The 23,756-nt window shown below is 66.6% G+C and carries 17 protein-coding genes and 1 pseudogene; 6 read left to right on the top strand and 12 right to left on the bottom strand.

Annotated features, from left to right (window positions below; translation table 11 throughout):
- Positions 1–41: 41 nt before the first annotated feature.
- Positions 42–722, bottom strand: coding sequence for a DapH/DapD/GlmU-related protein (locus G5S35_RS02350; protein WP_237181319.1), 681 nt, complete (start codon positions 720–722; stop codon positions 42–44).
- A gap of 175 nt (positions 723–897) precedes the next feature.
- On the opposite strand from G5S35_RS02350, the gene G5S35_RS02345 reads away from it, so the two are divergent.
- A complete protein-coding gene (locus G5S35_RS02345) occupies positions 898–1,596 on the top strand; it encodes a hypothetical protein (protein WP_183038526.1) in 699 nt (232 codons plus the stop codon).
- A gap of 80 nt (positions 1,597–1,676) precedes the next feature.
- Here G5S35_RS02345 and G5S35_RS02340 read toward each other — a convergent pair whose 3' ends face one another.
- The 8 genes from G5S35_RS02340 to G5S35_RS02305 form a co-directional block, all read right to left on the bottom strand.
- Positions 1,677–3,020, bottom strand: a complete 1,344-nt coding sequence (locus G5S35_RS02340) for a glycosyltransferase WbuB (RefSeq protein ID WP_124261796.1) — start codon at positions 3,018–3,020, stop codon at positions 1,677–1,679.
- Between the two features lie 184 nt (positions 3,021–3,204).
- A complete protein-coding gene (locus tag G5S35_RS02335) occupies positions 3,205–4,164 on the bottom strand; it encodes a GDP-L-fucose synthase family protein (RefSeq protein ID WP_065065077.1) in 960 nt (319 codons plus the stop codon).
- A 5-nt stretch (positions 4,165–4,169) separates the two neighbouring features.
- Positions 4,170–5,288: a GDP-mannose 4,6-dehydratase gene (gmd, locus tag G5S35_RS02330; protein ID WP_065065078.1), complete on the bottom strand. Its 1,119-nt coding sequence runs from the start codon at positions 5,286–5,288 to the stop codon at positions 4,170–4,172.
- Positions 5,289–5,365: 77 nt separating this feature from the next.
- The gene (locus tag G5S35_RS02325) at positions 5,366–7,591 is read right to left on the bottom strand and encodes a polysaccharide biosynthesis tyrosine autokinase (RefSeq protein ID WP_065065079.1); all 2,226 of its coding nucleotides are present in this window, start codon (positions 7,589–7,591) and stop codon (positions 5,366–5,368) included.
- A 108-nt stretch (positions 7,592–7,699) separates the two neighbouring features.
- The gene (locus G5S35_RS02320; protein WP_074981756.1) at positions 7,700–9,088 is read right to left on the bottom strand and encodes an undecaprenyl-phosphate glucose phosphotransferase; all 1,389 of its coding nucleotides are present in this window, start codon (positions 9,086–9,088) and stop codon (positions 7,700–7,702) included.
- Between the two features lie 31 nt (positions 9,089–9,119).
- Positions 9,120–10,706, bottom strand: coding sequence for a mannose-1-phosphate guanylyltransferase/mannose-6-phosphate isomerase (locus G5S35_RS02315; RefSeq protein WP_408585085.1), 1,587 nt, complete (start codon positions 10,704–10,706; stop codon positions 9,120–9,122).
- Between the two features lie 227 nt (positions 10,707–10,933).
- Positions 10,934–11,929: a GlxA family transcriptional regulator gene (locus G5S35_RS02310; RefSeq protein WP_065065081.1), complete on the bottom strand. Its 996-nt coding sequence runs from the start codon at positions 11,927–11,929 to the stop codon at positions 10,934–10,936.
- 458 nt (positions 11,930–12,387) lie between these two features.
- Complete coding sequence (locus tag G5S35_RS02305) at positions 12,388–12,693, bottom strand: hypothetical protein (protein WP_146229912.1); 306 nt, start codon at positions 12,691–12,693, stop codon at positions 12,388–12,390.
- Positions 12,694–12,916: 223 nt separating this feature from the next.
- Here G5S35_RS02305 and G5S35_RS02300 point away from each other — a divergent pair, with 223 nt between their 5' ends.
- On the top strand, positions 12,917–14,800 hold the full coding sequence (locus G5S35_RS02300) for a hypothetical protein (RefSeq protein WP_143064401.1): 1,884 nt from the start codon (positions 12,917–12,919) through the stop codon (positions 14,798–14,800).
- A 280-nt stretch (positions 14,801–15,080) separates the two neighbouring features.
- On the top strand, positions 15,081–15,533 hold the full coding sequence (locus G5S35_RS02295; protein WP_065065084.1) for a GDP-mannose mannosyl hydrolase: 453 nt from the start codon (positions 15,081–15,083) through the stop codon (positions 15,531–15,533).
- A gap of 273 nt (positions 15,534–15,806) precedes the next feature.
- On the opposite strand, the pseudogene galU reads toward G5S35_RS02295, so the two are convergent.
- Positions 15,807–16,670: pseudogene (gene galU / locus G5S35_RS02290) on the bottom strand (UTP--glucose-1-phosphate uridylyltransferase GalU); the annotation flags it as partial.
- A gap of 418 nt (positions 16,671–17,088) precedes the next feature.
- Between galU and G5S35_RS02285 the strand changes: the two are divergent.
- On the top strand, positions 17,089–18,021 hold the full coding sequence (locus G5S35_RS02285) for a GlxA family transcriptional regulator (RefSeq protein WP_231957756.1): 933 nt from the start codon (positions 17,089–17,091) through the stop codon (positions 18,019–18,021).
- A gap of 97 nt (positions 18,022–18,118) precedes the next feature.
- On the opposite strand, the gene hmpA is transcribed toward G5S35_RS02285, so the two are convergent.
- On the bottom strand, positions 18,119–19,321 hold the full coding sequence (gene hmpA / locus G5S35_RS02280) for an NO-inducible flavohemoprotein (protein WP_110325463.1): 1,203 nt from the start codon (positions 19,319–19,321) through the stop codon (positions 18,119–18,121).
- Positions 19,322–19,520: 199 nt separating this feature from the next.
- Positions 19,521–20,102, bottom strand: a complete 582-nt coding sequence (locus G5S35_RS02275) for a cob(I)yrinic acid a,c-diamide adenosyltransferase (RefSeq protein ID WP_074981574.1) — start codon at positions 20,100–20,102, stop codon at positions 19,521–19,523.
- A gap of 277 nt (positions 20,103–20,379) precedes the next feature.
- Here G5S35_RS02275 and G5S35_RS02270 point away from each other — a divergent pair, with 277 nt between their 5' ends.
- Together G5S35_RS02270 and G5S35_RS02265 are read left to right on the top strand one after the other, a co-directional pair.
- The gene (locus tag G5S35_RS02270) at positions 20,380–21,795 is read left to right on the top strand and encodes an FAD-binding oxidoreductase (protein WP_183038525.1); all 1,416 of its coding nucleotides are present in this window, start codon (positions 20,380–20,382) and stop codon (positions 21,793–21,795) included.
- A 177-nt stretch (positions 21,796–21,972) separates the two neighbouring features.
- The gene (locus tag G5S35_RS02265; RefSeq protein WP_065065089.1) at positions 21,973–23,478 is read left to right on the top strand and encodes an FAD-linked oxidase C-terminal domain-containing protein; all 1,506 of its coding nucleotides are present in this window, start codon (positions 21,973–21,975) and stop codon (positions 23,476–23,478) included.
- Positions 23,479–23,756: the final 278 nt, after the last annotated feature.

Genomic DNA, 23,756 nt, shown 5'->3' with positions numbered 1-23,756 from the left:
CCCTGTTTCAAGGGCCCGTTCTGTATTTCACGATCACTCGATCACTCGAACCGCCGGCGGATGAACCGGCACGGATTGCCGCCGTACACGCCGCCCGCCTCCAGCGAGCGGTGCACGACCGACAGCGGCGTGACGACCGCCGAGCGCCCGATGGTCACGCCCATCTGCACGACGCATTTCGACGACACCCACACGCCGTCCTCGATCACGATGGGCGCGACGCGCAGGTCCATGTTCGTGCGCATGTCGTGCGAGCCCGCGCTCAGAAACGCGCCCTGCGAGAGACACACGTTCGAGCCGACGCGGATCGGCGCCTGGTTGTAGAGCCAGACGTCGACGCCGATCCAGCAGTTGTCGCCCAGTTCGAGATTCCACGGCGCCTTCACGCGCATCGGATGCACGAGCCGGCAGCCCTGTCCGATCTTCGCGCCGAACAGCCGCAGCAGACCCACGCGCAGCGCCGAGAACGGCAGCAGCCGGTTGTCGAGCACGCAGGTCTCAACGACGTACCACGCGGCCTGCACGAGCTTGCCGCGCCGCGCGACATAGTTGCCCTTGCCCGCGCGGCTCAGGTCGATCACGGGCAGATCGGCGGGCGTGGCAAACGTGGTGGACGTGGCGGACGCTTCCTGCGCGCGCAACGGCGGCGCCGCGCCGCCTGCTGCGTGCGTCGCGCCGCCCGCATCGTGCCGCGCGGCGAGTCCTTCGACCAGATCAGCCATGAGCGCTCCTCGCCCGTTCGGGTCTGTGCGGGTGACGGCTCCATTATCCGGCGATGACCGGCGCGCCTCGCACGCGTGGCCGAGATGGCCGGGGTTTTGGCGCAGCGACGCGAAGCCGCGCAGGCACCATGCAAGCATGGCGCCGCACCGTTCGCGGCGCGCGGGAACCACGCTCATGATGACCACGCTTCGCCGACCGGGCCCACCGATTCCGCCGATTTCATCGCATGCCGCGTCGGCGAGGCGCGGCGCGGTGCGTTCGCCGGTGGCGTTCGCCGCCCGGACAACGACGCTGCTCGCCCTCTGCGCGGCGCTCGCCGCCTGGCCGTCGCCGACGCGTGCACAGGACGATGCCGCGTCCGGGGCATCGGCATCGGCGAACGGCCGGCACAGCGACTCCGACGACACCCTGACCTCCGCCGCGCGCCGCACGCGCGCCGACGCGCAACGTCTGCTCGGCAGCCCGACCGCCTCGCACAATCCGTACAGCGGCGGCGCGTATAGCAGCGACGGTTCGTCGCCCGGCGCGCAGGAGAAAGCCTTGATGAGCGAGTCGCGCATGCGCATCGTGAGCCCGACCGACTTCTATACGACGGGCAGTCCGGCAGCAGGCGGCAGCGGCGCACCGCGCGCGGGCGCATCGAGCCGCGCACGCGGCGCGAGCGCGCTGAACAGCGCAAGCGGCAGCCGTAGCAGCACGCACAGCCGCCTCGCGCGCGCCGCGTCGCCCGACGCAGCATCGAGCGCCCAAGGCGGCGCGTGGGGCGCCTACGACTGGGGCGCGAGCACGACTTCGCCGAGCGCGAAGATCTACGGCAATCCGTACGGATCGCAGCGCGCGGCCGCCGCGCAGCTCTATCGCTCGCCGTGGTGAGGCGCGGCGTCGCGATACTTCGAACCCGCTTCTGAATGGCAGCGGCATCCTGCTTAATCGGCGCAAACGCCACTGCACACTCACGCGTCGCGATGCTCGACCTCGCTCAGCGCCGCGCCCTTCGCATCGGACCGCTCCTGCGCCGAAGCCTGTGCCGACGCCTGCGCCGCCACCACCGCCTCCTCGCCCACGATCGCGCCGACGAGTCCCGCCAGCCGCGCTTCCAGCGCGCCGATGATCGCGTGCGGCGACAGCATGCGCTGCGCGTAATGCCGCGCGGCCTGCCCAAGCGTCGCGCGCCGCGCCGGATCGGCGGCCAGCGCGACGATGGCCGATGCGAGCGCCGCGCCGTCTTCCGGCGGCACGACGATGCCCGTTTCCGCCACCACATCCGCGAGACTCGTGCCGGGCCGCGCCATCGCCACCACCGCGCGCCCGCTCGCGAGCATGCCGGTCAGCTTCGACGGCATCACGAGATCGGCGGCATCGTTACGCTGCGGCAGCACGTGAATGTCGGCGACGTTGAGCAGTTCGTTGAGCATCGCCGTCGGCTGCAAGGGCAGCACGTGGCAGTTCGGCAGCGGTGCGCAGCGCGCTTCGAGATCGGCTTTGCCCGCGCCGTCGCCGCAGAACACGAAGCTGATGTCGGGCCGTGCCGCGAGCGCCGCCGCGACATCCGCGAGAATCTCGATGCCCTGCTTCGCGCCCATGCTGCCCGAGTACAGCACGACCGTGTGATCGAGCGGAATGCCGAGCTTCGCGCGATAGACGCTCGGCTGCGGCAGCGGAAAGATCGCGTGCGTGTCGACCCAGTTCGGCAGCGACACGGCGCGCGCGGGCTCCACGCCCTTGTCGACGGCGCGCTCGACCATGCGCGGCGAAATCGACGACACCACGTCGAAGCGGCGCAGCACCGCGCGCTCGAACGCGCGCGCGAGATTGGCGACGCGCGAGCCCGCGCCGCCTTGCAGCAGGCCGAGATCAAACGCGGCATCGACTTCGAAATCCTGAATATGCAGCCAGGTTTTCGCGCCGATCAAGCGCGCCACCGTGAGCAGACCGGGCGCGCAAAAGAGCGTCGGCGCGATCAGCATCGCCGCCTGCGGACGCCAGCGCGCCTCGCGCACGAGCACCGGCAGCGACATCAGCGCGAAGCTCGCCAGATGCACGATGCGCTTGAGTCCGCCCGGCTTCGACGGCACCCACAGCGGCGCGCGCGACACCGGCACGCCGTGCCAGCTTTCGCGCCGGTAGCGCCACGCGCGATAGCCGTCCTGCACGCGCCATTGCGGGTAATACGGCGGCGCGCAGACCACGCGCACGTCGTGGCCGCGCGCCACGAGCTGGTCGACCATCTCGGCCGTGTACTTGCCCACGCCCGCGACTTCGGGCGCGAAGTTCAGTCCGTAGATCAGGATTCTCATCGGCTCGTGCCTGGTTCGTGTTCTGTCGCGATGTTCGCGATGTTGCGCGTTGCGTCGCGATGTATCGATTGCAAACAGCGCGCGCCGGCGTACCCGTGCGACGCGAGGACGGACCGGAAAAAAAAGCGGGCGCCATTCGCCGGTCCGCACAGGACGCCCGCCGCCAACAACAACCGAATCCCGGTCAGGCTTGCGCGTGCGCTTCGAGCACCGGCGCGCCGTGCGTATGCAGAAAATCGCCGTAGGTGCGCGCGAGCCCTTCTTCGAGCCCGATATGCGCGCGCCAGCCGAGTCCGCCGAGGCGCGACACGTCGAGCAGCTTGCGCGGCGTGCCGTCGGGCTTGCTGGTGTCGAACACCAGTTCGCCCTCGAAGCCCACCGTCTCGCAGACGCGCTCGGCCAGTTCGCGAATCGACAGATCCTCGCCGACGCCCACGTTGTAGACGCCGTCGCCGGTCTCGTGTTCGAGCACGAAGATCGTCGCGTCCGCGAGGTCGTCGACGTGCAGGAACTCGCGCCGCGGCGTGCCCGAGCCCCACACGGTCAGCGACGCCGCGCCGGATGCGCGCGCCTCGTGCGCCTTGCGGATCAGCGCGGGCAGCACGTGGCTGCTGCCGAGGTCGTAGTTGTCATTGGGGCCGTACAGATTGGTCGGCATCAGCGAGACGTAGTGCGTGCCGTACTGGCGGTTGTACGCCTCGCAAAGCTTGAGGCCCGCGATCTTCGCGATCGCGTAGGCCTCGTTGGTCGGTTCGAGCGGCGACGTGAGCAGATAGGTTTCGCGGATCGGCTGCGGGCATTCGCGCGGATAGATGCACGACGAGCCGAAGAACACCAGCCGCTCCACGCCCGTTTGATACGCCGCGCGAATCACGTTGGTTTCGATCGCGAGATTGTCGTAGGCGAATTGCGCGGGCTGCGTCGAGTTCGCGAGAATGCCGCCGACTTTCGCGGCCGCGAGCAGCACCGCGTCGATCTGCGCGGTGTCGAAGAACGCGTCGACGGCCGACTGATCGGTGAGGTCGAGTTCCGCGCGCGTGCGCGTAACGAGGTTGCGGTAGCCGCGCGCCTGCAACGCGCGCACCAGCGCCGAACCCACCATGCCGCGATGGCCGGCCACGAAGATGCGGGAGTTCGTGTCCATGCCCGTCACTCGTGATGTTCGAGCGCGCGGAAGCCCGCGAGCGTGACGAGCGCGTCGCGCCGCGCGATCTGGTAATCGGAGCGCACCATTTCCTTGACGAGCGAATGGAACGACGTGGTTGGACGCCAGCCGAGCTTTTCCTGCGCCTTGGTGGCGTCGCCGAGCAGCGTCTCCACTTCGGTCGGCCGGAAATAACGCGGATCGACGCGCACGATCACATTGCCCGGTTCGAGGCGCGTCTCGCGTCCTTCCACGTGCTCGACGATGCCCACTTCATCGACGCCATTGCCTTCGAAACGCACCGTCACGCCGAGTTCTTCCGCCGCCGTGCGCACGAAGTCGCGCACGCTGTACTGCACGCCGGTCGCGATCACGAAATCTTCCGGATGATCCTGCTGGAGCATGCGCCATTGCATATCGACGTAATCGCGCGCATGGCCCCAGTCGCGCATCGCCGACAGATTGCCCAGATACAGCTCTTTTTGCAGGCCGACCGCGATACGCGCGATCGCACGCGTGATCTTGCGCGTGACGAACGTCTCGCCGCGCTGCGGCGACTCGTGGTTGAACAGAATGCCGTTGCACGCGTAGATGCCGTGCGCTTCGCGATAGTTCACCGTGGTCCAGTATGCGAACAGCTTCGCAACCGCATACGGGCTGCGCGGATAGAACGGCGTGGTCTCGCGCTGCGGCACTTCCTGCACGAGCCCGTAGAGTTCCGAGGTCGAGGCCTGATAGAAACGCGTCTTCTGCGTGAGCCCGAGAATGCGGATCGCTTCGAGAATGCGCAGCGTGCCGAGGCCGTCGGCGTTCGCCGTGTACTCGGGTTCCTCGAACGACACCGCCACATGGCTTTGCGCCGCGAGGTTGTAGATCTCGTCGGGCGCGACGCGCTGGATCACGCGCAGGAGCGCCGTCGAATCGGTGAGTTCGCCGTGATGCAGTTGAATGCCCTGCTCCGGGTCGTGCACGTCGCGATACAGATGATCGATCCGATCGGTGTTGAACAGCGACGAGCGGCGCTTGATGCCGTGCACCTCGTAGCCCTTGCTCAACAGCAGTTCTGCCAGATACGACCCGTCCTGACCGGTGATGCCGGTGATCAACGCAACCTTCCGAGCCATCGTTCTCTCCTCGCGTCAAAGCGAAATGGATTGTTCGGCGCGCCGGCCGCCCGCATGCGGGCCGAGGCGCCGCTCACTTACCCTGCGATGCTTTCGTAACCGTAGTAGCCGCCGCGATAGCCGCCGCCGACGAATGCGCCCGTCTGCGGCACGTCCGTGAGCAGCACGCCGCACAGATTCACGCCGCCGTTGCGCAGCCGCTTGGCCGTCTCTTCCAGTTCGGAGAGCGGATGGCGGCCGTGCCGGATCGCGAGGAGCGTCGTGCCCGCATAACGCCCGATCACTGTCGAGTCGGTCACCGCGAGCACCGGCGGCGTATCGACGATCACGAGGTCGTACTTCGACTTCAGTTCTTCGAGCAGCCTTTCGAAACGCGCGCTCATCAGCAGCTCGGACGGATGCGCGTGCAGCGAGCCTTTCGCGAGCACGTCGAGACCCGGCAGCACTTCGCGCTGGATCGCCGCGTTCAGGTCGGCGCCGAGCAGCACATCGGAAAGGCCGGGCTGATGCGCGATGCCGAAGTGCGAGTGCACGTCGCCGCGCCGCATGTCGCCGTCGACGATCAACACGCGCTTGTTCACCGACGCGACCAGCGCCGCGAGATTGACCGAGAGGAACGATTTGCCGATGTCGGGCCGCGAGCCGGTGAGCATCACGATGTTGTTGCTCGCCTCGTTCAGCGACAGTTGCAGCGTGGTGCGCAGGCTGCGCACGCCTTCGACCGCGATGTCCTGCGGCGACTGCTGCGCAAGCACGTGCAGGCCGCGCCGGCGCGTCGCGACGTGATGTTGCAGACGCAGCTGCTTGTGGCTGCGCGGCACCACCGCGAAGACCGGCACGCCAAGCGCCGCTTCGAGTTCGTCGGGGCGCTCCACGCCGCCGTACAGCGACTTGCGCATGAAGGCGATCAGGATGCCCAGCACGATGCCCGCGCCGATCGACAGCACGATCACGAGCAGACGCTTCGGACGCACGGGATCGTCGGGCGCTTCCGCGAAGTCGACCACGCGCACGTCGCCGACCTGACCCGCCTTCGCCACGCGCAATTGCTGCGCGCTGTTCAGCAGGTTCGTGTAGAGCTCGGTATTCACGTGCACGTCGCGCAGCAGACGCACGGCCGCCTGTTCGGTATCGGGCAGACTCTTCACCTTGCCTTGCAGCGTGGCCTGCGAGCTGGCGAGCGCGGCGATCTGCGCATCGAGCGCGGCCACGGCCGGATGATGCTCGGTGAAGCGCTGCGCGAGTTCGGCGCGTTGCTGTTGCAGATCTTCGAGGCGCGTCTTGTTGTCCACGACCTGCTGAAGCAGCAGACGGCTTTCCTCGCCGAGATCGACGGTGCCGTGCTGGTTGCGGAAGTTGTTGTACTTCTGCTCGGCGTCGTCGAGCTGCTTGCGCAGTTGCGGCAACTGTTCGTCGAGGAACGCGAGCATATGCTCGGCTTCGGCCGAGCGGCTCTGCACGTCCTGGCGGATGAACTCGCGCGCCATGTTGTTGAGGATGTCGGCCGTGAGCTTGCTGTTGTGGCCTTCGAGGCTCGCGCGGATCACGCCCGACTGCAGCCCCACTTCGGACACGTCGAGCGCGCGTTGCAGGCGCTCGACGGTGGTGAGCGTGGAGGCGCGCGTGAGCGTGAACGGCGTGCCTGCGGGGCCGCTCAGGCTGTCGACGTGCAGCGAGATCGGACCGTCGGCCGTGTTGGCCGTCACGTCCTCGCCCACGCGGCCCTGCAGCAGCGCCGCGCCTTCTGCGTCGCGCAGCACGTACGCGCCGTCCTCGCCCGCGATCAGCGTGAAGTCCTGATCGTAGAGCGCGTCGGGCGTGTCGAAGCGCGACACCGCGATCGCGCCGCGTCCCCACGCGTAATTATTCGAGCGCAGGAACGACGGCAGCCGGATGCCCCAACTGCCGTTCTCCAAGCCCGCCAGCATACCGCCGAGCACGGGCATTTCGCGCGGCCGCGCCGCGATGTCGAGGTGCAGCCGGTTCACGGTTTCCTGCGTGACGAGCCGCGACTTCAGCATCTCGATCTCGCCGTTAGCCGAAGTCTTTTCGTCGAACATGCCGTTGATCGGCGGCAGGCCCGGATCTTTCTTGCTGCTGTCCGTCTTGTCGACGAGATGGAACATCACGTCGGCGCGATACGTGGGCGTCGCGAGAAACGCGTAAGCCGCGCCCAGCAGCGTGACGGCGAGCGTCACGACCACGATGGTGCGCCAGTTCGCGACGATCGTTTGCAGGTAGTCGCCCAGATACCGCTCTTCGGTGCTCACGGCGTAGCCGCCGTCAACATAGTTCATCGCCATCTTCCGTCTCCCGAGATCCGGTGAAGCCCATGCGCCGCACGTCGTCCGCGTGCGTTGCATGCGGGAGCCGCGCGGGGACCGGACCGCGCGGCTCCAGGGCCCGAGCGCTCAATACGCGTTCGGGCTGAACAGTCCGTGCGCAATCGTCGCCGCGATGATGCGCATGTCGAGCCAGAACGACCAGTGGCCCAGGTAATAGAGATCGTGCGCCACGCGCAGCTCCATTTTTTCGAGCCGGTCGGTTTCGCCGCGAAAGCCGTTGACCTGCGCCCAGCCGGTGATGCCGGGCTTGATACGATAACGGTGGATGTAGCCCGTCACCACGCGCTGATAGAGATCGTCGTGTTCGAGCGCGTGCGGACGCGGGCCGACCACCGACATGTCGCCGCGCAGCACGTTGTAGAACTGCGGCAGTTCGTCGAGACTCGTGCGGCGCAGGAACGCGCCCACGCGCGTCACGCGGCGGTCGCCGCGCGTGGCCTGGCTGAGCGTGCCGGCTGCCTCGCTGTGTACGCGCATCGTGCGGAACTTGTAGATCGTGAACACGCGGCCGTCCGCGCCTTTGCGCCGCTGCTTGAACAGCACCGGTCCCGGCGATGAAATCTTCACCGCCAGCGCAATGCCGAACAGCACCGGCATCAGGCTCACGAGCGCGCACGTTGCGAACACGCGGTCGAACACGGCCTTCTTGAACTGCGCGCTCGCGGGCAGCGGCGAGGCCACCAGATTGATCGCGGGCACGCCGAGCAGTTCGATCACGCTGCTGGTGTCGAACAGCGCGAGCGAACGCACATCCGGAATGAAGCGGATGTTCACGAGATCGTTGCGAAACTCGGTGACGAGACGCACCACCGTGCGCTCCTCGGCGAGCGAGAGTGCGAGCCACAATTCATGCACGTCGTGCTCGCGGATGAACTGCGCGAAGCCCTCGATGGTGTCGCACAAGGCGGCGCCGGTGCCGTTGCGCGGCGGCGTGTCGGGCACGGTGTTGTAGAGCGCCGTGGCGCGAAAGCCCGAGCCGGGTTCCGAATCGATGCGCCGCACGATCTCGTCGCATTGCGCCGCCGATCCCGCAATCGCCACCTGGTGCAGATTCATGCCCGCGCGCCGCACGTGCGAGAGCACGCCATGCGCGATCACGCGCCACGCGATCAGCAGCCCGGCCGCCACCGCGGTCCAGTACGCGAACCACAGCCGCGACACCGCATCGACGTGATGCATGGTCGAGTACATGGCGATCAGCGCGCAGCCCTGCACGACGATCCACGCGAGCGCCACCTGGCCCGCCATCAGCGCCTTCGAGCGGCCGCGCCACGACTGATACAGTTCGAACGCCGGAAAGATCACGAGCGCGAACGCCGCCGCCAGCAACACAAACGCCTCGTTCATGCCGCGCGGCGCGAGATCGTCGAAACGGATCTGCGCCGCCACGCTCGCGCCGACGAACACCGCCGTCACGTCCAGCACTCTCGCCATCAGATTTTGAAGCTCGCGCATGTCGGTCACCTTGCCGATCGTGCCGGGCCGCTCAATTGCAGCGTCCGTAAGTGTCGTCGAAACGGACGATGTCGTCTTCGCCCAGATACGCGCCGGACTGCACCTCGATGATCTCGAGCGGCACCTTGCCCGGATTCTCGAGCCGATGGCGCGTGCCCAGCGGAATGTAGGTCGATTCGTTTTCGCTCAACAAAAAGGATTCCTCACCACGCGTGACGAGCGCGGTGCCGCGCACGACCGTCCAGTGTTCGGCGCGATGATGATGCAGTTGCAGCGAGAGCCGCGCGCCCGGCGTCACGACGATGCGCTTGACCTGAAAGCGCTCGCCATGATCGATCGAGTCGTAGAAGCCCCACGGGCGCTGCACCTTGCGGTGCGCGTCGGCTTCGGGCGCGTGCTGCGCCTTGATGCGCGCGACGAGCCCCTTCACGTCCTGCACTTTCGAGCGGTCGACCACGAGCACCGCGTCGGCGGTTTCGACCACCACGAGATTGGTCGTGCCCACGCACGCCACGAGCCGCCCTTCCGAATGCGCGTAGCTCGCCACGGCGCCTTCGAAGATCACGCGCCCGCGGCCCACGTTGCCCGCTTCGTCCTTGTCCATCGCGGCCCACACGGCGTCCCACGAACCGAGGTCGGACCAGCCCGCGTCGAGCGCGACCACCACGCCTTCGGGCGCCCAGCCGTTGCTGCCGGACAGACGCTCCATCACCGCATAGTCGATCGAGTCGGCCGGCGTGCCCGCGAAGGCTTGCGCGGACGGACGGAACACGTCGCCATCCTGCTGGCCGCCGACGAAGGACGCGAGACACGCCGCGTGCATGTCAGGCTGCAACGCGCGCAGCGCTTCGAGCCACACGCTCGCGCGCATCACGAAGATGCCGCTGTTCCACCAGTAGCCGCCTTGCGCCACGTATTGCGTGGCGAGTTCCGGCGCGGGCTTTTCGACGAAGCCGTCGATTCGATGCGCGCCCGCTTCGAGCGCCTCGCCGATGCGGATGTAGCCGAAGCCCGTTTCCGGCGAACGCGGCGGCACGCCGAGCGTGACGATGGCGCCGCGCTGCGCGTGGCGCGCGGCGCATTCGAGCGCGCGCTGCAAGGCCTTGACGTCGGCGATCGCGTGATCGGACGGCATCACGACGAGAATCGCATCGTCGCCGTTGGCGCTCGCGAGCGCGGCGCCGAGCGTGAGCGCGGGCGCAGTGTCGCGACGCGCGGGCTCGACGACGAGCCGCGCATCCATGCCGCACGCGTGCAACTGATCGGAGATCACGAATCGATGCGCCTCGCCGCACACCACGATCGGTGCGCCCGCGACCTGCCATTCGGGCGCGAAGCCGTCGAGACGATGCACGGTGGCCTGCAGCAGCGTGTCGCTGCCGACCACGCCGATCAACTGTTTCGGAAAGTGTTCGCGCGACATCGGCCACAAGCGCGTGCCCGAACCGCCGGCCAGCACGACCGGCACGATGCGCGTGCACGCGGTGTCCTCCGAGCGCGACGCTTGCGGCGCCGGCGTATCGGCCGACGCCGACACTGCGGGCGTCGACGACATCGGCTGCATCGGCGGCATGGGAGCTTGAACCGTAGCCTGCTGAATCCCTGATCTTTGCATCATGTTCGGACTCCTGCATATCGGGCGGGATCGCCGTGTCTCGCGACAAGCGACCCGAAACCGCGAACAAGCGGCGGCAAAACGATATAGGCGATGGACGGCCGCGTCGGCGTGCGGGCAGGCGGCTATCGGACCTCTGGCTTGTGGCTCGGCCGCCGGGCGGCCGGCTCATGCGCCGCCGCGCCATACCGCGCAACCTCGCGCGGCATGCCGTCGAGCGGCCGCGAGGTTCATCCGCCGGCTTCCCGGCGGCTCTGCTCGCGATATTCGGAAGGTGAAATCATCATGCGTTTGCGGAAGATTTTCGCGAGACGGTCGCCGTTGCCCATGCCGGTACGGCGCGCGATCTTGTCGACCGGCAACTCCGAATCGGTGAGCAGACTGCAGGTGATCGCCAGCCGCGCATGCAATAGATAGTCTGATGGCGTGATGCCCATCTCCAGCTTGAAACGGCGCAGAAAATTACGCTCGCTCATCGCCGCAACCTGCGCGGCGTCGGCGATCGAAATGGTCCGCTGGCAGTTTTCCTGCAACCAGCGCGCGGCCGCCCTCACCTTGTCGGCGGGCGCGCTGCCGAGCGCATCGCCGAGAAACGGCAAGAGGTTGCCGCCCGAATCGGGCATCAGGCGCTCCGTCACGGCGCGCGCGACATCCACGCCGAGATCGCGTTTGACGAGCGTCAGCGCACTCTTCATCGACTCGAGCCGGTCGCCGGCGTCGCCGCCTGCGTCCTCACGCGTGTTCTGCATCGCGTAAGAGCCGAACTCGCGCTGCGTGCGCTGACCACACAGATTCGCGGCTTCGAGCAACGAACGCCCTTCACCGATCGGCCGGATGGTGGCGGTGTTCGCATGCACGTGACGCAGCCAAGCAATCAGGCGTTCATCGTTGGCCGCGGCGAACGCGCCCTTCCCGCCCGCAACGAACAGCGCGTCGAAGCCGACGTAGTGGCGCGCATCGAGACCATCCGTCCAGACGCGTACCGACGACGAGCAGGTGACGTTGCCGCCATCTGCGGAAAGAATGCTGACATCGTAAGGCGAGCGCCTGGCGGTATCGGACGACAATTCATTGGCGACATGAAACACTTCCGCCACGATACCGGCACCAAGCAACGAACAGCCATCGAAAAGCAGTATTGCGATATGACGCACTTCACGACTCACACCCGCGGTAACGAAATGCGGATGAGCAAACGACGGCAAATCCAGACTTGCGTATGCCATGCTTTTCCCCTAAACAGCCCCCGTCCTAGTGAAAAGTCCTGGTAATAGCATTCCGTGTGCAGTGCATCATAGGCAGATAAAAAATCGCGCAACGACGACTGACCGAAAGTGGCGAGACATTGGCGCATTTAGTCCGGTCGCGGACCGATTTGAAGCATGCACATTACGGCTTTTATCGGAAACAATCCGCCCCGGCGGGAAATCGCTCAATATGATGAACGAAAGCCGGTGGTCCGCGGAATGGCTCAGATTAAAGCCTCGACAAACGCACCATTGATACGACGAATACTGCGAAGTTTTCCGATCTTTACGCCAGGCGCAGGATGGAATGAGGCGGAAACTCAAAGACAGTGCGCTGATTCGTCTGATTTAAAGACGTGAAACCAGGCTGAAAACGCCATTTCTCTGCGCACTGAGAGGATATTAGACGTTTTTAAATCAGGTTGCAGCGCACAATATCAGATAACCATTACAGTTGTTTTATCGATACGCATTGCCATATTGGTGTGAATTATGTTGGGCAACGCACAGAATTGCGCGAAATGACTGGAGCCTGGCGGCGCACACTCATCAGCAGCCTTTAGGCTTGCCTTTTGATGCTTTTTTAACCCGCGAAACCGGGCGAGGAATCCGCCGATGAATGCCATGCGCTTTCTTACGATGTCCGCATTCGCATGTTCGAGTGATGCGTGGCCGACACACAAATCGGGCGACAGGCGATCGATACGCGTAGCGGCTGTTGCGACGCACACGACTGCATTCATCGCACGAGACGTAGTTGCAGCGCCATCGACAGACGTATCGAGCTCATCGGTCCCTGACGCGCGGCTGACGAGCAGCTTCCGAACAACCCTCTCGCGGCGCATCGCGCATGCGTCGGCACAACGAGAGCGTTCGAAACATCAGCACGATAGCAATGCGCAACGCGACGCATGCTGCACATTGGCGTGCTTCAAGCTCGCGCGCTTCAAGTTCGCATTCTTCGCCATGACACTGGTGTTCGGCGTGCTAGCTTCAGCAAGCTGCCGCGCCGACGAAGCCGCCTCGTGCCGCAGCGCGCCGGGCAACGCCGCCGCGCCCGCGGGCGACGAACCGATCACGGCCGATACCCCGGGCAGCGACGGCACGCGTCTCTTTGCGCGCGGCAAGAGCGTGCGCATCGACGTGGTGACGCGCGCGAAAGGCGACGACAAGGTGCAATGGCGGATCGACGATACGTGGAGCCGCACGCAGGCCAGCGGCAGTTTCGCCGTGACCGGCGGCACGCGCGTGACGACGCTCACCTGCACGCTGCCGCAAGCGGGTTATTTCGCATTTTCGGCGACGCTCGCGTCGATGGCTTCGGACCCCACCGGCAGCTTGCCGCAACGCGGCACGCGGCCGGCCGGCATCACGAGCTTCGGCGTGTTGCCCGACGTCAACGCCGTGCTGCCCGCGCCGCGTTACGCGCGGCAGGACCTGCATCGCTTCGGCGGCCAGGGCACCGCGTTCATCGCGCCAGGCCAGCATTGCTGCGGCGGCGACGGCTATCGTCCGCTCTATACCGATCTCGGCCTCTCGTGGGCCAACGACGAGCGCAAGTGGTACACGATGGAGCCGAACGGGCCGAACACCTTCGATCCGTCGAAGCCGCAACTCGCAAGCTGGTTCGAGCGAGGCGACATCATGCGGCTGATCCTGCTCGACGGCATTCCGAAATGGGCCGCGCCGCCCGACAAGGCCGCGCAGATCACCGACACCTTCACGCACAGCTACGCGCCCGCCTCGCAGGCCGCGCTGCGCGATTTCATGACGCGCGTGGGCACCGAGTCGGCGCGCGTGCGCGCGAAGACCTTTCCGCGCCAGTCGCGCAATTACTATCAGGTGACGTGGGAGCCCGACCCCGATGGCGGCCTGCCCTGGCGCGACACCGATGCGAATTTCGTCGCGACCTATGCGTCGGTGTATCAGGGCATTCACGCGACGGACCCGAACGGCGTCGTGATGGGGCTCACGTACTCGGGCGTCGGCGACAACGCGAAGTGGCTCAAACACTTCGCACAACTGGGTATTGCGCGCTATCTCGACGGCATGACGATCCACGGCTATTACGATTTCGGCACGAGTCCCTCGCATCCGCCCGAACGCGTGATCGATACAGGCGTCGGAAAAGGGCCCGCGCTGCCCACCGCGATGCGCGATCTGCGCGCGACCATGCGCGATCTGCTCAAGCCCGGCGCGCCGTTGTTCGTCACCGAAACCGGCATCAGCTACGACATCGGCAAGACCTACGGCCCGCACTATCCGGATGCGCAAACGCTCTACGCGCAAGGCGCGGTGGTCGCGCGCACGCATCTGATCATGCTCGGCGAAGGCGCGGACGTGACCTACGTGTTCTATTCGCAGGACATGCCGCAAACGTCGGCGGGCTATGGCGTGTTCTTCGAACTCGATCACGCGCAAGGCGCGTACGGCGCGGGCAACATCAGTCCGAAGCCCGCCGCGCTCGCGGTTGCGGCGATGACGCGTCTCGTCGACGGCACGATCACGCTCGGCCCGCTGCGCAACACGCCGCCGGGCGTCTATGCCTACGCGTTCGCGCGGCCCGACGGCAAGGTGATCACGGCGCTCTGGAGCCACGACGACGCGCGCTGGAGCGCGAGCGCCGGCTTCGACGCGAAGCGCGCGACCAACTGGACGTTGCAGGTGGACGCGCGCGGCAGCGCGGGCAACGTGAGCGTGTTCGACATGATGGGCAACGCGAGCACGATGAGCTACAAGGACGGCATGCTGCCGCTGAGCCTGACCGAATCGCCGGTCTACGTGGTGTCGGGCAACGCGGCCATCGCAAAAGCGAACGCGATCACGCCGGCGGGTTACGTCACGCGCTAGCGCTTGCGGAGGCCGCGCGGCCTCCGCCTTCATTTCGCGCCATTCCAATAGCTGGGATCGTGACGCCGATCGAACCGGCAAGGCAAGCGCGAATGCGCAACTTGGCCCGCGATAGCGAAACTTCGGCGGCAAACGACAGTGCGCCACGAAATTGACACGCCTAGACTGCTGTTGAACGCGCTGCGGCCTGCTTCGCCGGTTTCGTCCAGTCGTCCGCCACGCATACGAGGCGAGCGCGCGTCGGGTTGTGCCCTCTCCACTCCCACTGGACCGCTCGCTCATGCTGTCGCCAACCGAATTTCTCGACGTGGTGCGTCTCGCGCCGCTCGTCGCGATCGACCTGATCGTCGTGGACGCGCAAGGCCGCGTGCTGGTCGGCCAGCGGCGCAATCGTCCCGCGCGCGGCACATGGTTCGTGCCGGGCGGACGCATCCGCAAGGAGGAACGGCTCGACGCGGCGTTCACGCGCATCGTCGAAACGGAGCTGGGCATCGCGGGCATGCAACGCGCGGCGGCGCGCTTCGGCGGCGTGTACGAACACCTGTATCCGGATAATTTCGCGGCGGAGAACGGCATCGGCACGCACTATGTCGTGCTCGCCTACGCGTTCACGCTCGACAGCACGGTGCCGGTCGGGCGCTTCGATCAGCACAGTCAGTACGCGTGGCTCGCGCCCGAAGAATTGCTCGTGCGCGACGACGTGCATCCGAATACGAAGGCTTATTTTTCCTGAGCGATTGTTGTGGCGATGTGGCGATGTTGCCGGTGAAGGCGAACGCGCGCGAGCGCCAGGCGCGCGTTCGTGGGATGGCGTTTGCGTGAATGCGTTTGCGCGATCGCGTCTTCAGGTCGCCGTGAGCGGCGTGGCGAAGTCGTCGGCTGCGTCGGCGTCGGGTACATCGCGCACGAGATGCAGATCCGGCCCATCGTGCGGCGTGTGCGGCGTGTGCGGCTTGCGCGGCTCGCGCGCGGCCTGCGCCGTGTCACCCTCGTTGCCGTCGCTGCGCTCGCGCGCCCGTAGCCACGCGCCGAATGCCTCGCCCACTTCGGCGTGACGCAGCGCGTACTCGACGGTCGCCTGCAAGTAGCCGAGCTTGCTGCCGCAATCGAAGCGCCGCCCCGTGAAGCGATGCGCGAGCACCTGCTCGTCGGCGAGCATCGACTGGATCGCGTCGCTCAACTCCAGTTCCTCGCCCGGCGCGGGACGCAAGCGGCGCAGATGATCGAAGATGCCCGGCATCAGCACATAGCGGCCGACCACGCCGAGCGTCGAAGGCGCCTCGTCGGGAGCGGGCTTTTCGACGATGCCGCACATGCGGAACACGTGCTCGTCCCACGCGCGCCCTTTGACGACGCCGTACGCGCCCGCATCCGCGCGCGCGATCTCCTCGACCGCGACGAGCGAGCAGTGATAGTGATCGAAGCGCCGCGCCATCTGCGTGAGCACGGGCGGCTGTGCGTCGATCAGATCGTCGGCGAGCAGCACGGCGAACGGTTCGTCGCCGATGATCTTCTGCGCGCACAGCACCGCGTGGCCGAGCCCGAGCGGCTCCGGCTGGCGCACGAAAATGCACTCGACGTGCGACGGCTTGATGCTGCGCACGGTCGCGAGCAGCTCCGCCTTGCCGCGCGCTTCCAGCTCGCGCTCGATCTCATAGGACTTGTCGAAGTGATCCTCGATCGCGCGCTTGCCGCGACCCGTCACGAAAATCAGTTCGGTGATGCCGGCGGCCACCGCTTCCTCGACGGCGTACTGGATCAGCGGCTTGTCGACGACCGGAAGCATTTCCTTGGGACTCGCCTTGGTGGCCGGGAGAAATCGCGTGCCGAGACCGGCAACCGGAAATACCGCCTTGCGCAGCTTGATCATGTTCGCCTCGCCGTTCGGTGGATCGCGCCGCCGCAAACGCCGGGCGCGGGAGTTGCCGTGGGGTTTGCCGCTTCGTCGTGAGCCTCGCGCGATCGCCGCGCGGCGCTTGCCGGGTATCGATATTGCAGCGCCTGGTGCGGCGAAAATGCAGCGCCCGGTCACGAAGGATGCGAGGCCAGCTTAACCAGCGCATATCGAGCCATTCTGCCAATCTCTCGGCGTTTTCCGACTGCGGCGAGCGACGCACGCGACACCGCGCCTATCATGAACCCCAGTCAAACGTGGCGCGCGAGCGCCCCGAACAATGCAACGTACTCCTGCGAATCCATCCTTGCGCGAGGAACCGGCCATGCACATCGATCGGGTGATCTGCCGGCAAGCCGCCTTACGGACGCGCCCCCACCTTAAGCTGGCGACCATGGCCAAACGTATCGGCATCCTGGTTTTCGAGGGCTTTCCGCTCGGCGACGTGAGCCTGCTCGCCGACGTGTTTCGTATCGCGAACGATGCGGGCGTGGGGCCGCTGCCGGTCTATTCGCTCGCCGTGCTCTCGGAGGACGGCGGCAGCGTCGCGAGCGGATGCGGTCTGCGAATCTGGACCGATAGCGTGCACGGCCCGCTGCGCAACGGCTTCGATACGCTCTTCATCGCGGGCGGTCCCGGCGCCGAGGAGGCGCGCGAAAACGAGCGGCTGCTTGCGCGGTTGCAGGCGCTCGCGCCAAAAGTGCGCATCATTCGCGCGCTCGGCGAAGGACGCACCGTGCTCGCGGCCGCCGATGTCTCGTTTCTGCGCAGCGGCCTGATCGCGGCGGCATCGGCGCAACGGCTGCGGCGCGCGCTCGAAGCGCATCACGCGTGCGCCTCGGTGGTCACGCCGCCCGAGGCGCTGATCGCCGCGCTCAAGGTGCTCAAGCGCAATCACGGCGTGGCGCTCGCGCAGCGCGTTTCGGACGATACGATGCCGGGCGCGTGGGAACGTCTCGGCCCGATGCTCGACGATGGCGAATCGGACAGCCCGAACGGCAAGATCAGCTCGGCCGCGCACTGGCTGCGCGAGAACTACCATCAGCCCATTTCGGTCGCCGACGCCGCGCGCGTCGCGCAAATGAGCATGCGCAACTTCCTGCGCCACTTCAAGACGCAGACCGGGCTCACGCCGTCCGAATATCTGCTGCGCGCGCGGCTCGACGCGAGTTGTCTGCTGCTCGCGCAGACCAATCTGCCGATCGACGAAATCGCGCAACGCTGCGGCGTGCCGCGCGGCGAGCGGCTTGCGCGGATCTTTCGGCGCCGCCTGTCGATATCGCCCTCCGGCTATCGCGCGGTGAACCGGCGCGCGTCGAACGAGTGAGCGACAAACGCCATGCAAAACGCCGCGAGGTCGTGCAGACCGCGCGGCGTTTTTTGTGTCGCCATGGCGCCCTGAAAGCGCCTTCGCGTGAACCTGATTACAGCATGCCCGAACCGAAGATCTCGGTGTGGATGCACGCCGGATCGACACCGCGCGCCACGAGCGCTTCGCGCTGTGCGCGCATGAACGCGACCGGGCCGCAGAGGTAGTAGTCGGCATCCGGCAACATCACGTCGGCTTCGACGCGGCCGATGTCCAACCGGCCCTCGAAGTCGTAGTCGACGCCCGCGCGATCGTCAGCGCCGACCGCTTCGTAGAACACCACGCGCTTGAGGTTCGGATGCTCGGCGGCGCTGCGGCGCAGCCAGTCCTTGAACGCGTGCACGCGGCCGTTGCGGCAGGCGTGCACGAACGCGATCTTGCGCTCGCTGCGTTCCGCCAGCAGCGTGGCGAGCATCGACGTCATCGGCGTGATGCCGACGCCGCCGCTCATCAGCACGACCGGCGTGCTCTTCTTGCGGTCGAGCGTGAATTCGCCCATCGGCGCACTCACGTGCACGATCGTGCCCTCTTCGACATCGGCGTGCAGGATGTTCGAGACGTGGCCCGGTTGCGTGTCGGCGCGGCCATCCTCGCGCTTGACCGAAATGCGCAGCCAACGGCCGTGCGGCGCATCGGAGAGGCTGTACTGGCGCGGCTGATCGACGCCCAACTGGTCGACGTAGCGCGTCACGCTCACGTACTGGCCCGGTTCGAAGCCGCCCGCGCTCGCGCCGTCGGCCGGCGCCAGATAGAACGAGGTGATTTCGTCGCTCTCGACCTGCTTGCGCATCACCTTGAACGGACGGAAACCGCTCCACGACGCGGCTTCATAGAGCTTCGCCTCGGCGCCGATCATGATGTTCGCAAGCTGCTCGTAGGCCACGGCCCAGGCGTCGAGCGTCGGCTGATCGACCGCCTCGCCGAGCACGTCGACGACCGCCCCCAGCAAATGGCGACCGACGATCGGATAGTGCTCAGGACGGATGTTCAGGCTCGCGTGCTTGTGCGCGATGTGCGTGACCGCGCCGCCGAGCGCGCCCAGATTGTCGATATTGGCCGCGTACGCATAGACGGCGCGCGCGAGCGTTTCGGGCTGGCTGCCGCTCTTCTGGTGCGTCTGGTTGAAGATGTTCTTCAGTTCCGGATGCGCGTTGAACATGCGCTGGTAGAAGTGCTTCGTGATCGTCGTGCCGTGCTCGGCGAAAACGGGCGCGGTGGCCTTGACTCGGGCAATCTGGTCGGCGGTGAGCGCAGTCATGTGCGGCTTCTCCTCGTTAAAGATGTACGTACAATACATCTTTAACGAGGACGCGCTAACCCAGGCATTTTGTCGCACCCTGCGACAGATAATCCGACGCATCCACGAAATTAAGGGTGCGACCATAACGTGGACTGATGCAGCGCGCGACGATCGTGTGCCGCTGTTCAGGACGTCCGCGATTGCTCGCCGACTCAGCCTATTCGTTCGAGAATTCGGCGCCGCGTGCTGCGCCACGGTCGTGACGCCAGTACACATCGTCGCCTCCCGCCGCGCGGTTGAGCACGCGTGAAAGCACGAACATCAGATCCGAAAGCCGGTTCACGTAGCGACGCGGCGCCGCCTCGATCGCCGCGCCCGACTCGCCGAGCGCCACGATTGCCCGTTCCGCGCGGCGGCAGGCCGTGCGGCACACGTGCGCGAGCGCGGCGGGACGCGAGCCGCCTGGCAGAATGAATTCCTTGAGCGGCGGCAGCGTGGCGTTCCAGGCCGCGAGCCAGTCGTCGAGGCGAGCCAGATGCGTGTCGGTCACCATCGTGTGGCCGGGCATGCAGAGTTCGCCGCCCAGATCGAACAGGTCGTGCTGGATCGCGACGAGCGCGGCGCGCACGTCGTCGGGCAGCGGCTCGCACAGCAGCACGCCAATCTGCGAATTGAGTTCGTCGACGTCGCCGATCGCCGCAATACGCGCGTCGTCCTTGCTGACGCGGCTGCCGTCGCCGAGTCCCGTCGTGCCGTCGTCGCCGGTGCGCGTGGCGATCTTGCTCAGGCGATTGCCCATCGTGTTTCTCCCAAAACGTAGATTCCGTAGATGCCGTCGATGCGCGAACCCGTCGTGCATCGACCGGATTGCGGCAGCATGTGCGCGGCTCATTATAGATAGGGCTGTGCGACCCGCCGCTGCCCGTCGTGCAGCGCAGCATGCGCCCGCGCGCGCCGACCGAGGCGCAAACGCGTACGCGAACGTTCAGCGTAAAATGAAACGCACCAGTTAGCACGACCCACACGCATAGAGGCCGGTCTGCGCGATCGGCCACGCCAACGAAGGAGACACCCGCGTGAATCATCCCGCGCCGCCGGCTCTCGCACGCCGCCCGTTCCCCGCCGAACTCCTCGACGCCTTGCGCAGCGCTTTCGGCGAGCGCGTCTCGACCGCCGAAGCCGTGCGCGCCCATCATGGCCGCGACGAGTCGCGTTTCGACCCGCAACTGCCCGACGCCGTGGTGTTCGCGCAGAGCACCGAAGACGTGCAAACCATCGTCAAGCTGTGCGCGCGCCACCAGGTGCCGATCATTCCGTACGGCAACGGCTCCTCGCTCGAAGGCCATCTGCTGGCCGTGCAAGGCGGCGTATCGATCGACCTCTCGCAAATGAACCGCGTGCTCTCGATCAACGCCGAAGACCTCACCGTCACCGTCGAGCCCGGCATCTCGCGCAAGCAGCTCAATGAAGCGCTGCGCGACACCGGCCTGTTCTTCCCGATCGACCCGGGCGCGGATGCGAGCATCGGCGGCATGTCGGCGACGCGGGCCTCGGGCACCAACGCCGTGCGCTACGGCACGATGCGCGAGAACGTACTGGGCCTGACCGCCGTCCTCGCGGACGGCCGAGTGATCAAGACCGGCACGCGCGCGCGCAAGTCGTCGGCGGGCTACGACCTCACGCGCCTGTTCGTGGGCTCCGAAGGCACGCTGGGCGTGATCACCGAAATCACCGTGCGCCTGTATCCGCAGCCGGAAGCGGTGTCGGCGGCGGTATGCGCGTTTCCCTCGATGGCCGAAGCCGTGCGCGCCGTGATCGAAACGATTCAGATGGGCGTGCCGATCGCACGCGTGGAATTCATCGACGCGCTCGCGGTGCGCGCAATCAACAAGCATTCGAACCTCGGCCTGCGCGAGAAGCACACGTTGTTCTTCGAGTTTCACGGCACCGAAGCGGGCGTGGCCGAACAGGCGCAAACCGTGCAGGAACTGGCGGCGCAAAACGGCGGCGAAGGGTTCGAATGGGCCACGCGCCCCGAAGACCGCAGCCGCTTGTGGAACGCGCGTCACAGCGCCTACTTCGCGATGCTGCAACTCAAACCCGGCTGCCGCGCCGTGACCACCGACGTCTGCGTGCCAATCTCGCGCCTCGCCGAATGCGTGGCGGAAACCGAAGCCGACCTGAAGGCCTCGGCGCTGCCCTGCCCGATCGTGGGCCACGTGGGCGACGGCAACTTCCACGTGGCGATCCTGATCGACCCCGACAAGCCCGACGAAATCGACGAGGCCGAACGCCTGAACCATCGCATCGTGCAGCGCGCGATCCGCATGGACGGCACCTGCACGGGCGAGCACGGCGTGGGGCTGCACAAGATGGACTTCCTCGTGGAAGAGCACGGCGCCGATACCGTCGACACCATGCGCGCCATCAAGCATGCGCTCGATCCGCATAATCTGATGAATCCCGGCAAGATTTTCAGCTGGGCGGCGTAAGCTGGCTGGTTGGTGCACGCGTTGCAAGCGTCGCAATGCGAGGCGCGCCGCGAGACGCGCGCCCGCCAAGTCTGCAGCGGCTGACACGACAGAGACGACTGACACGGCTGCGGCCAGCGCAGTAGCATCGGCAGCTACCGCCGCCGCACGCGGCGAACCCCACGAGCAGGAGGAGACATGAACGCACCCGAGGCGAAGATGCCCGAACTCTCGCCCGAAGCCCTCGCGCAGCGGCAGCGCGAGGTGGTTCAGGCACTGATGGCGGTGCTGCCCGCGCATTGCCTGCTGCACCGGGAAGAAGACACCGTGGCCTACGAGTGCGACGGCCTCGCGGCCTACCGGCGCCTGCCGCTCGCGGTGGCATTGCCGGAAACCGAGTCGCAGGTCCAGCGCATCGTGCAGATCTGCCGACGCCTCGACGTGCCGATCGTGCCGCGCGGCGCGGGCACGGGCCTGTCCGGCGGCGCCATGCCGATCCGCCACGGCATTGTGCTTTCGCTCGCGCGCTTCAAGCGCATTCTCGAAGTCGATCCTTACGCACGCACGGCCACCGTACAGCCGGGCGTGCGCAATCTGGCCGTTTCCGAGGCGGCCGCGCCTTACGGTCTCTATTACGCGCCCGATCCGTCGTCGCAGATCGCCTGCACGATCGGCGGCAATGTTTCCGAAAACTCGGGCGGCGTGCACTGCCTCAAGTACGGCCTCACCGTGCATAACGTGCTGCGCGTGCGCGCGGTCACGATGGACGGCGAGATCGTGGAGTTCGGCTCGCTCGCGCTCGACGCGCCGGGGCTCGATCTGCTCGCAGTCATGATCGGCAGCGAAGGCATGTTCGCCATCGTGACCGAAGTGACGGTCAAGCTGATCCCGCGTCCGCAGACCGCGCAGGTCATCATGGCGAGCTTCGACGACGTGGTGAAAGGCGGCGACGCCGTGGCCGGCATCATCGCGTCCGGCATCATTCCCGCCGGTCTCGAAATGATGGACAAACCCGCCACGCGCGCCGTGGAGGAATTCGTGAAAGCGGGCTACGACCTCGACGCAGCCGCGATCCTGCTGTGCGAGGCCGACGGCACGCCCGAGGAAGTCGCCGACGAAATCGCGCGCACGACCGTCGTGTTGCGCGAACATGGCGCGACGCGTATCCAGATCTCGCGCACCGAGGAAGAACGCCTGCGCTTCTGGTCGGGCCGCAAGAACGCCTTCCCCGCCGCCGGGCGCATCTCGCCCGACTATTACTGCATGGACGGCACGGTGCCGCGCCGCGCGATTGGGCCGCTGCTCGCGCGCATCCACGAAATGGAGGCGCAGTACCGGCTGCGCTGCATCAACGTGTTCCACGCGGGCGACGGCAACATGCACCCGCTGATTCTCTTCAACGGCAACGATCTCGACGAATGGCACCGCGCCGAGGCCTTCGGCGCCGATATCCTCGAAACCTGCGTCGAACTGGGCGGCACGGTCACGGGCGAGCACGGCGTGGGGATCGAAAAGATCAATTCGATGTGTGTGCAGTTCTCGCCCCAGGAACGTGATGCGTTCCATGCCGTAAAGCACGCGTTCGACCCGGCGGGCCTGCTCAATCCCGATAAAGGCATCCCCACGCGCGCGCGCTGCGCCGAATACGGCCGCATGCACGTGCGCGGCAATCTGCTGCCGCATCCCGATCTGCCGCGTTTCTGAGCCGCGCGCCGACGCGGGCGCGCGCCGCGCTGCGGCGGCTTCATCGAGCCTGCGCGGCAGCAGCCACACGGGACGATGCGAGGAGGCACGCGGCTGCGCACGCCGAATCGGCCCGCTCGGCATGCGCAGCGCATGCGCTTTGCGGGGTGTCATGCGCGCCGGGTCGCGCCCTCGGTCAACCACCCTTGCGAACGCGCGCCATGCGGGCCTGCCCCGGGTTGTCAGCACGGGGCGCGTCAGTACAATCGAACGCACCACAACGACAAACGCGCCATGGA

It is taken from the genome of Paraburkholderia tropica (assembly GCF_014171495.1).
GTDB lineage: Bacteria > Pseudomonadota > Gammaproteobacteria > Burkholderiales > Burkholderiaceae > Paraburkholderia > Paraburkholderia tropica.
The sequence above is the reverse complement of the archived record's forward strand: the minus strand, read 5'-3'. Positions and strand labels throughout refer to the sequence as shown.

Excerpts from the sequence above, each read along its gene's own strand:
- G5S35_RS02300 (WP_143064401.1), top strand. The coding sequence starts at position 12,917 with ATGACACTGGTGTTCGGCGTGCTAGCTTCAGCAAGCTGCCGCGCCGAC.
- G5S35_RS02350 (WP_237181319.1), bottom strand. The coding sequence starts at position 722 with ATGGCTGATCTGGTCGAAGGACTCGCCGCGCGGCACGATGCGGGCGGC.
- G5S35_RS02310 (WP_065065081.1), bottom strand. The coding sequence starts at position 11,929 with ATGGCATACGCAAGTCTGGATTTGCCGTCGTTTGCTCATCCGCATTTC.
- hmpA (WP_110325463.1), bottom strand. The coding sequence starts at position 19,321 with ATGACTGCGCTCACCGCCGACCAGATTGCCCGAGTCAAGGCCACCGCG.
- G5S35_RS02275 (WP_074981574.1), bottom strand. The coding sequence starts at position 20,102 with ATGGGCAATCGCCTGAGCAAGATCGCCACGCGCACCGGCGACGACGGC.
- G5S35_RS02315 (WP_408585085.1), bottom strand. The coding sequence starts at position 10,706 with ATGATGCAAAGATCAGGGATTCAGCAGGCTACGGTTCAAGCTCCCATG.
- gmd (WP_065065078.1), bottom strand. The coding sequence starts at position 5,288 with ATGGCTCGGAAGGTTGCGTTGATCACCGGCATCACCGGTCAGGACGGG.
- G5S35_RS02345 (WP_183038526.1), top strand. The coding sequence starts at position 898 with ATGATGACCACGCTTCGCCGACCGGGCCCACCGATTCCGCCGATTTCA.
- G5S35_RS02265 (WP_065065089.1), top strand. The coding sequence starts at position 21,973 with ATGAACGCACCCGAGGCGAAGATGCCCGAACTCTCGCCCGAAGCCCTC.
- G5S35_RS02295 (WP_065065084.1), top strand. The coding sequence starts at position 15,081 with ATGCTGTCGCCAACCGAATTTCTCGACGTGGTGCGTCTCGCGCCGCTC.
- G5S35_RS02320 (WP_074981756.1), bottom strand. The coding sequence starts at position 9,088 with ATGCGCGAGCTTCAAAATCTGATGGCGAGAGTGCTGGACGTGACGGCG.
- G5S35_RS02325 (WP_065065079.1), bottom strand. The coding sequence starts at position 7,591 with ATGGCGATGAACTATGTTGACGGCGGCTACGCCGTGAGCACCGAAGAG.
- G5S35_RS02335 (WP_065065077.1), bottom strand. The coding sequence starts at position 4,164 with ATGGACACGAACTCCCGCATCTTCGTGGCCGGCCATCGCGGCATGGTG.
- G5S35_RS02305 (WP_146229912.1), bottom strand. The coding sequence starts at position 12,693 with ATGAATGCAGTCGTGTGCGTCGCAACAGCCGCTACGCGTATCGATCGC.
- G5S35_RS02285 (WP_231957756.1), top strand. The coding sequence starts at position 17,089 with ATGGCCAAACGTATCGGCATCCTGGTTTTCGAGGGCTTTCCGCTCGGC.
- G5S35_RS02340 (WP_124261796.1), bottom strand. The coding sequence starts at position 3,020 with ATGAGAATCCTGATCTACGGACTGAACTTCGCGCCCGAAGTCGCGGGC.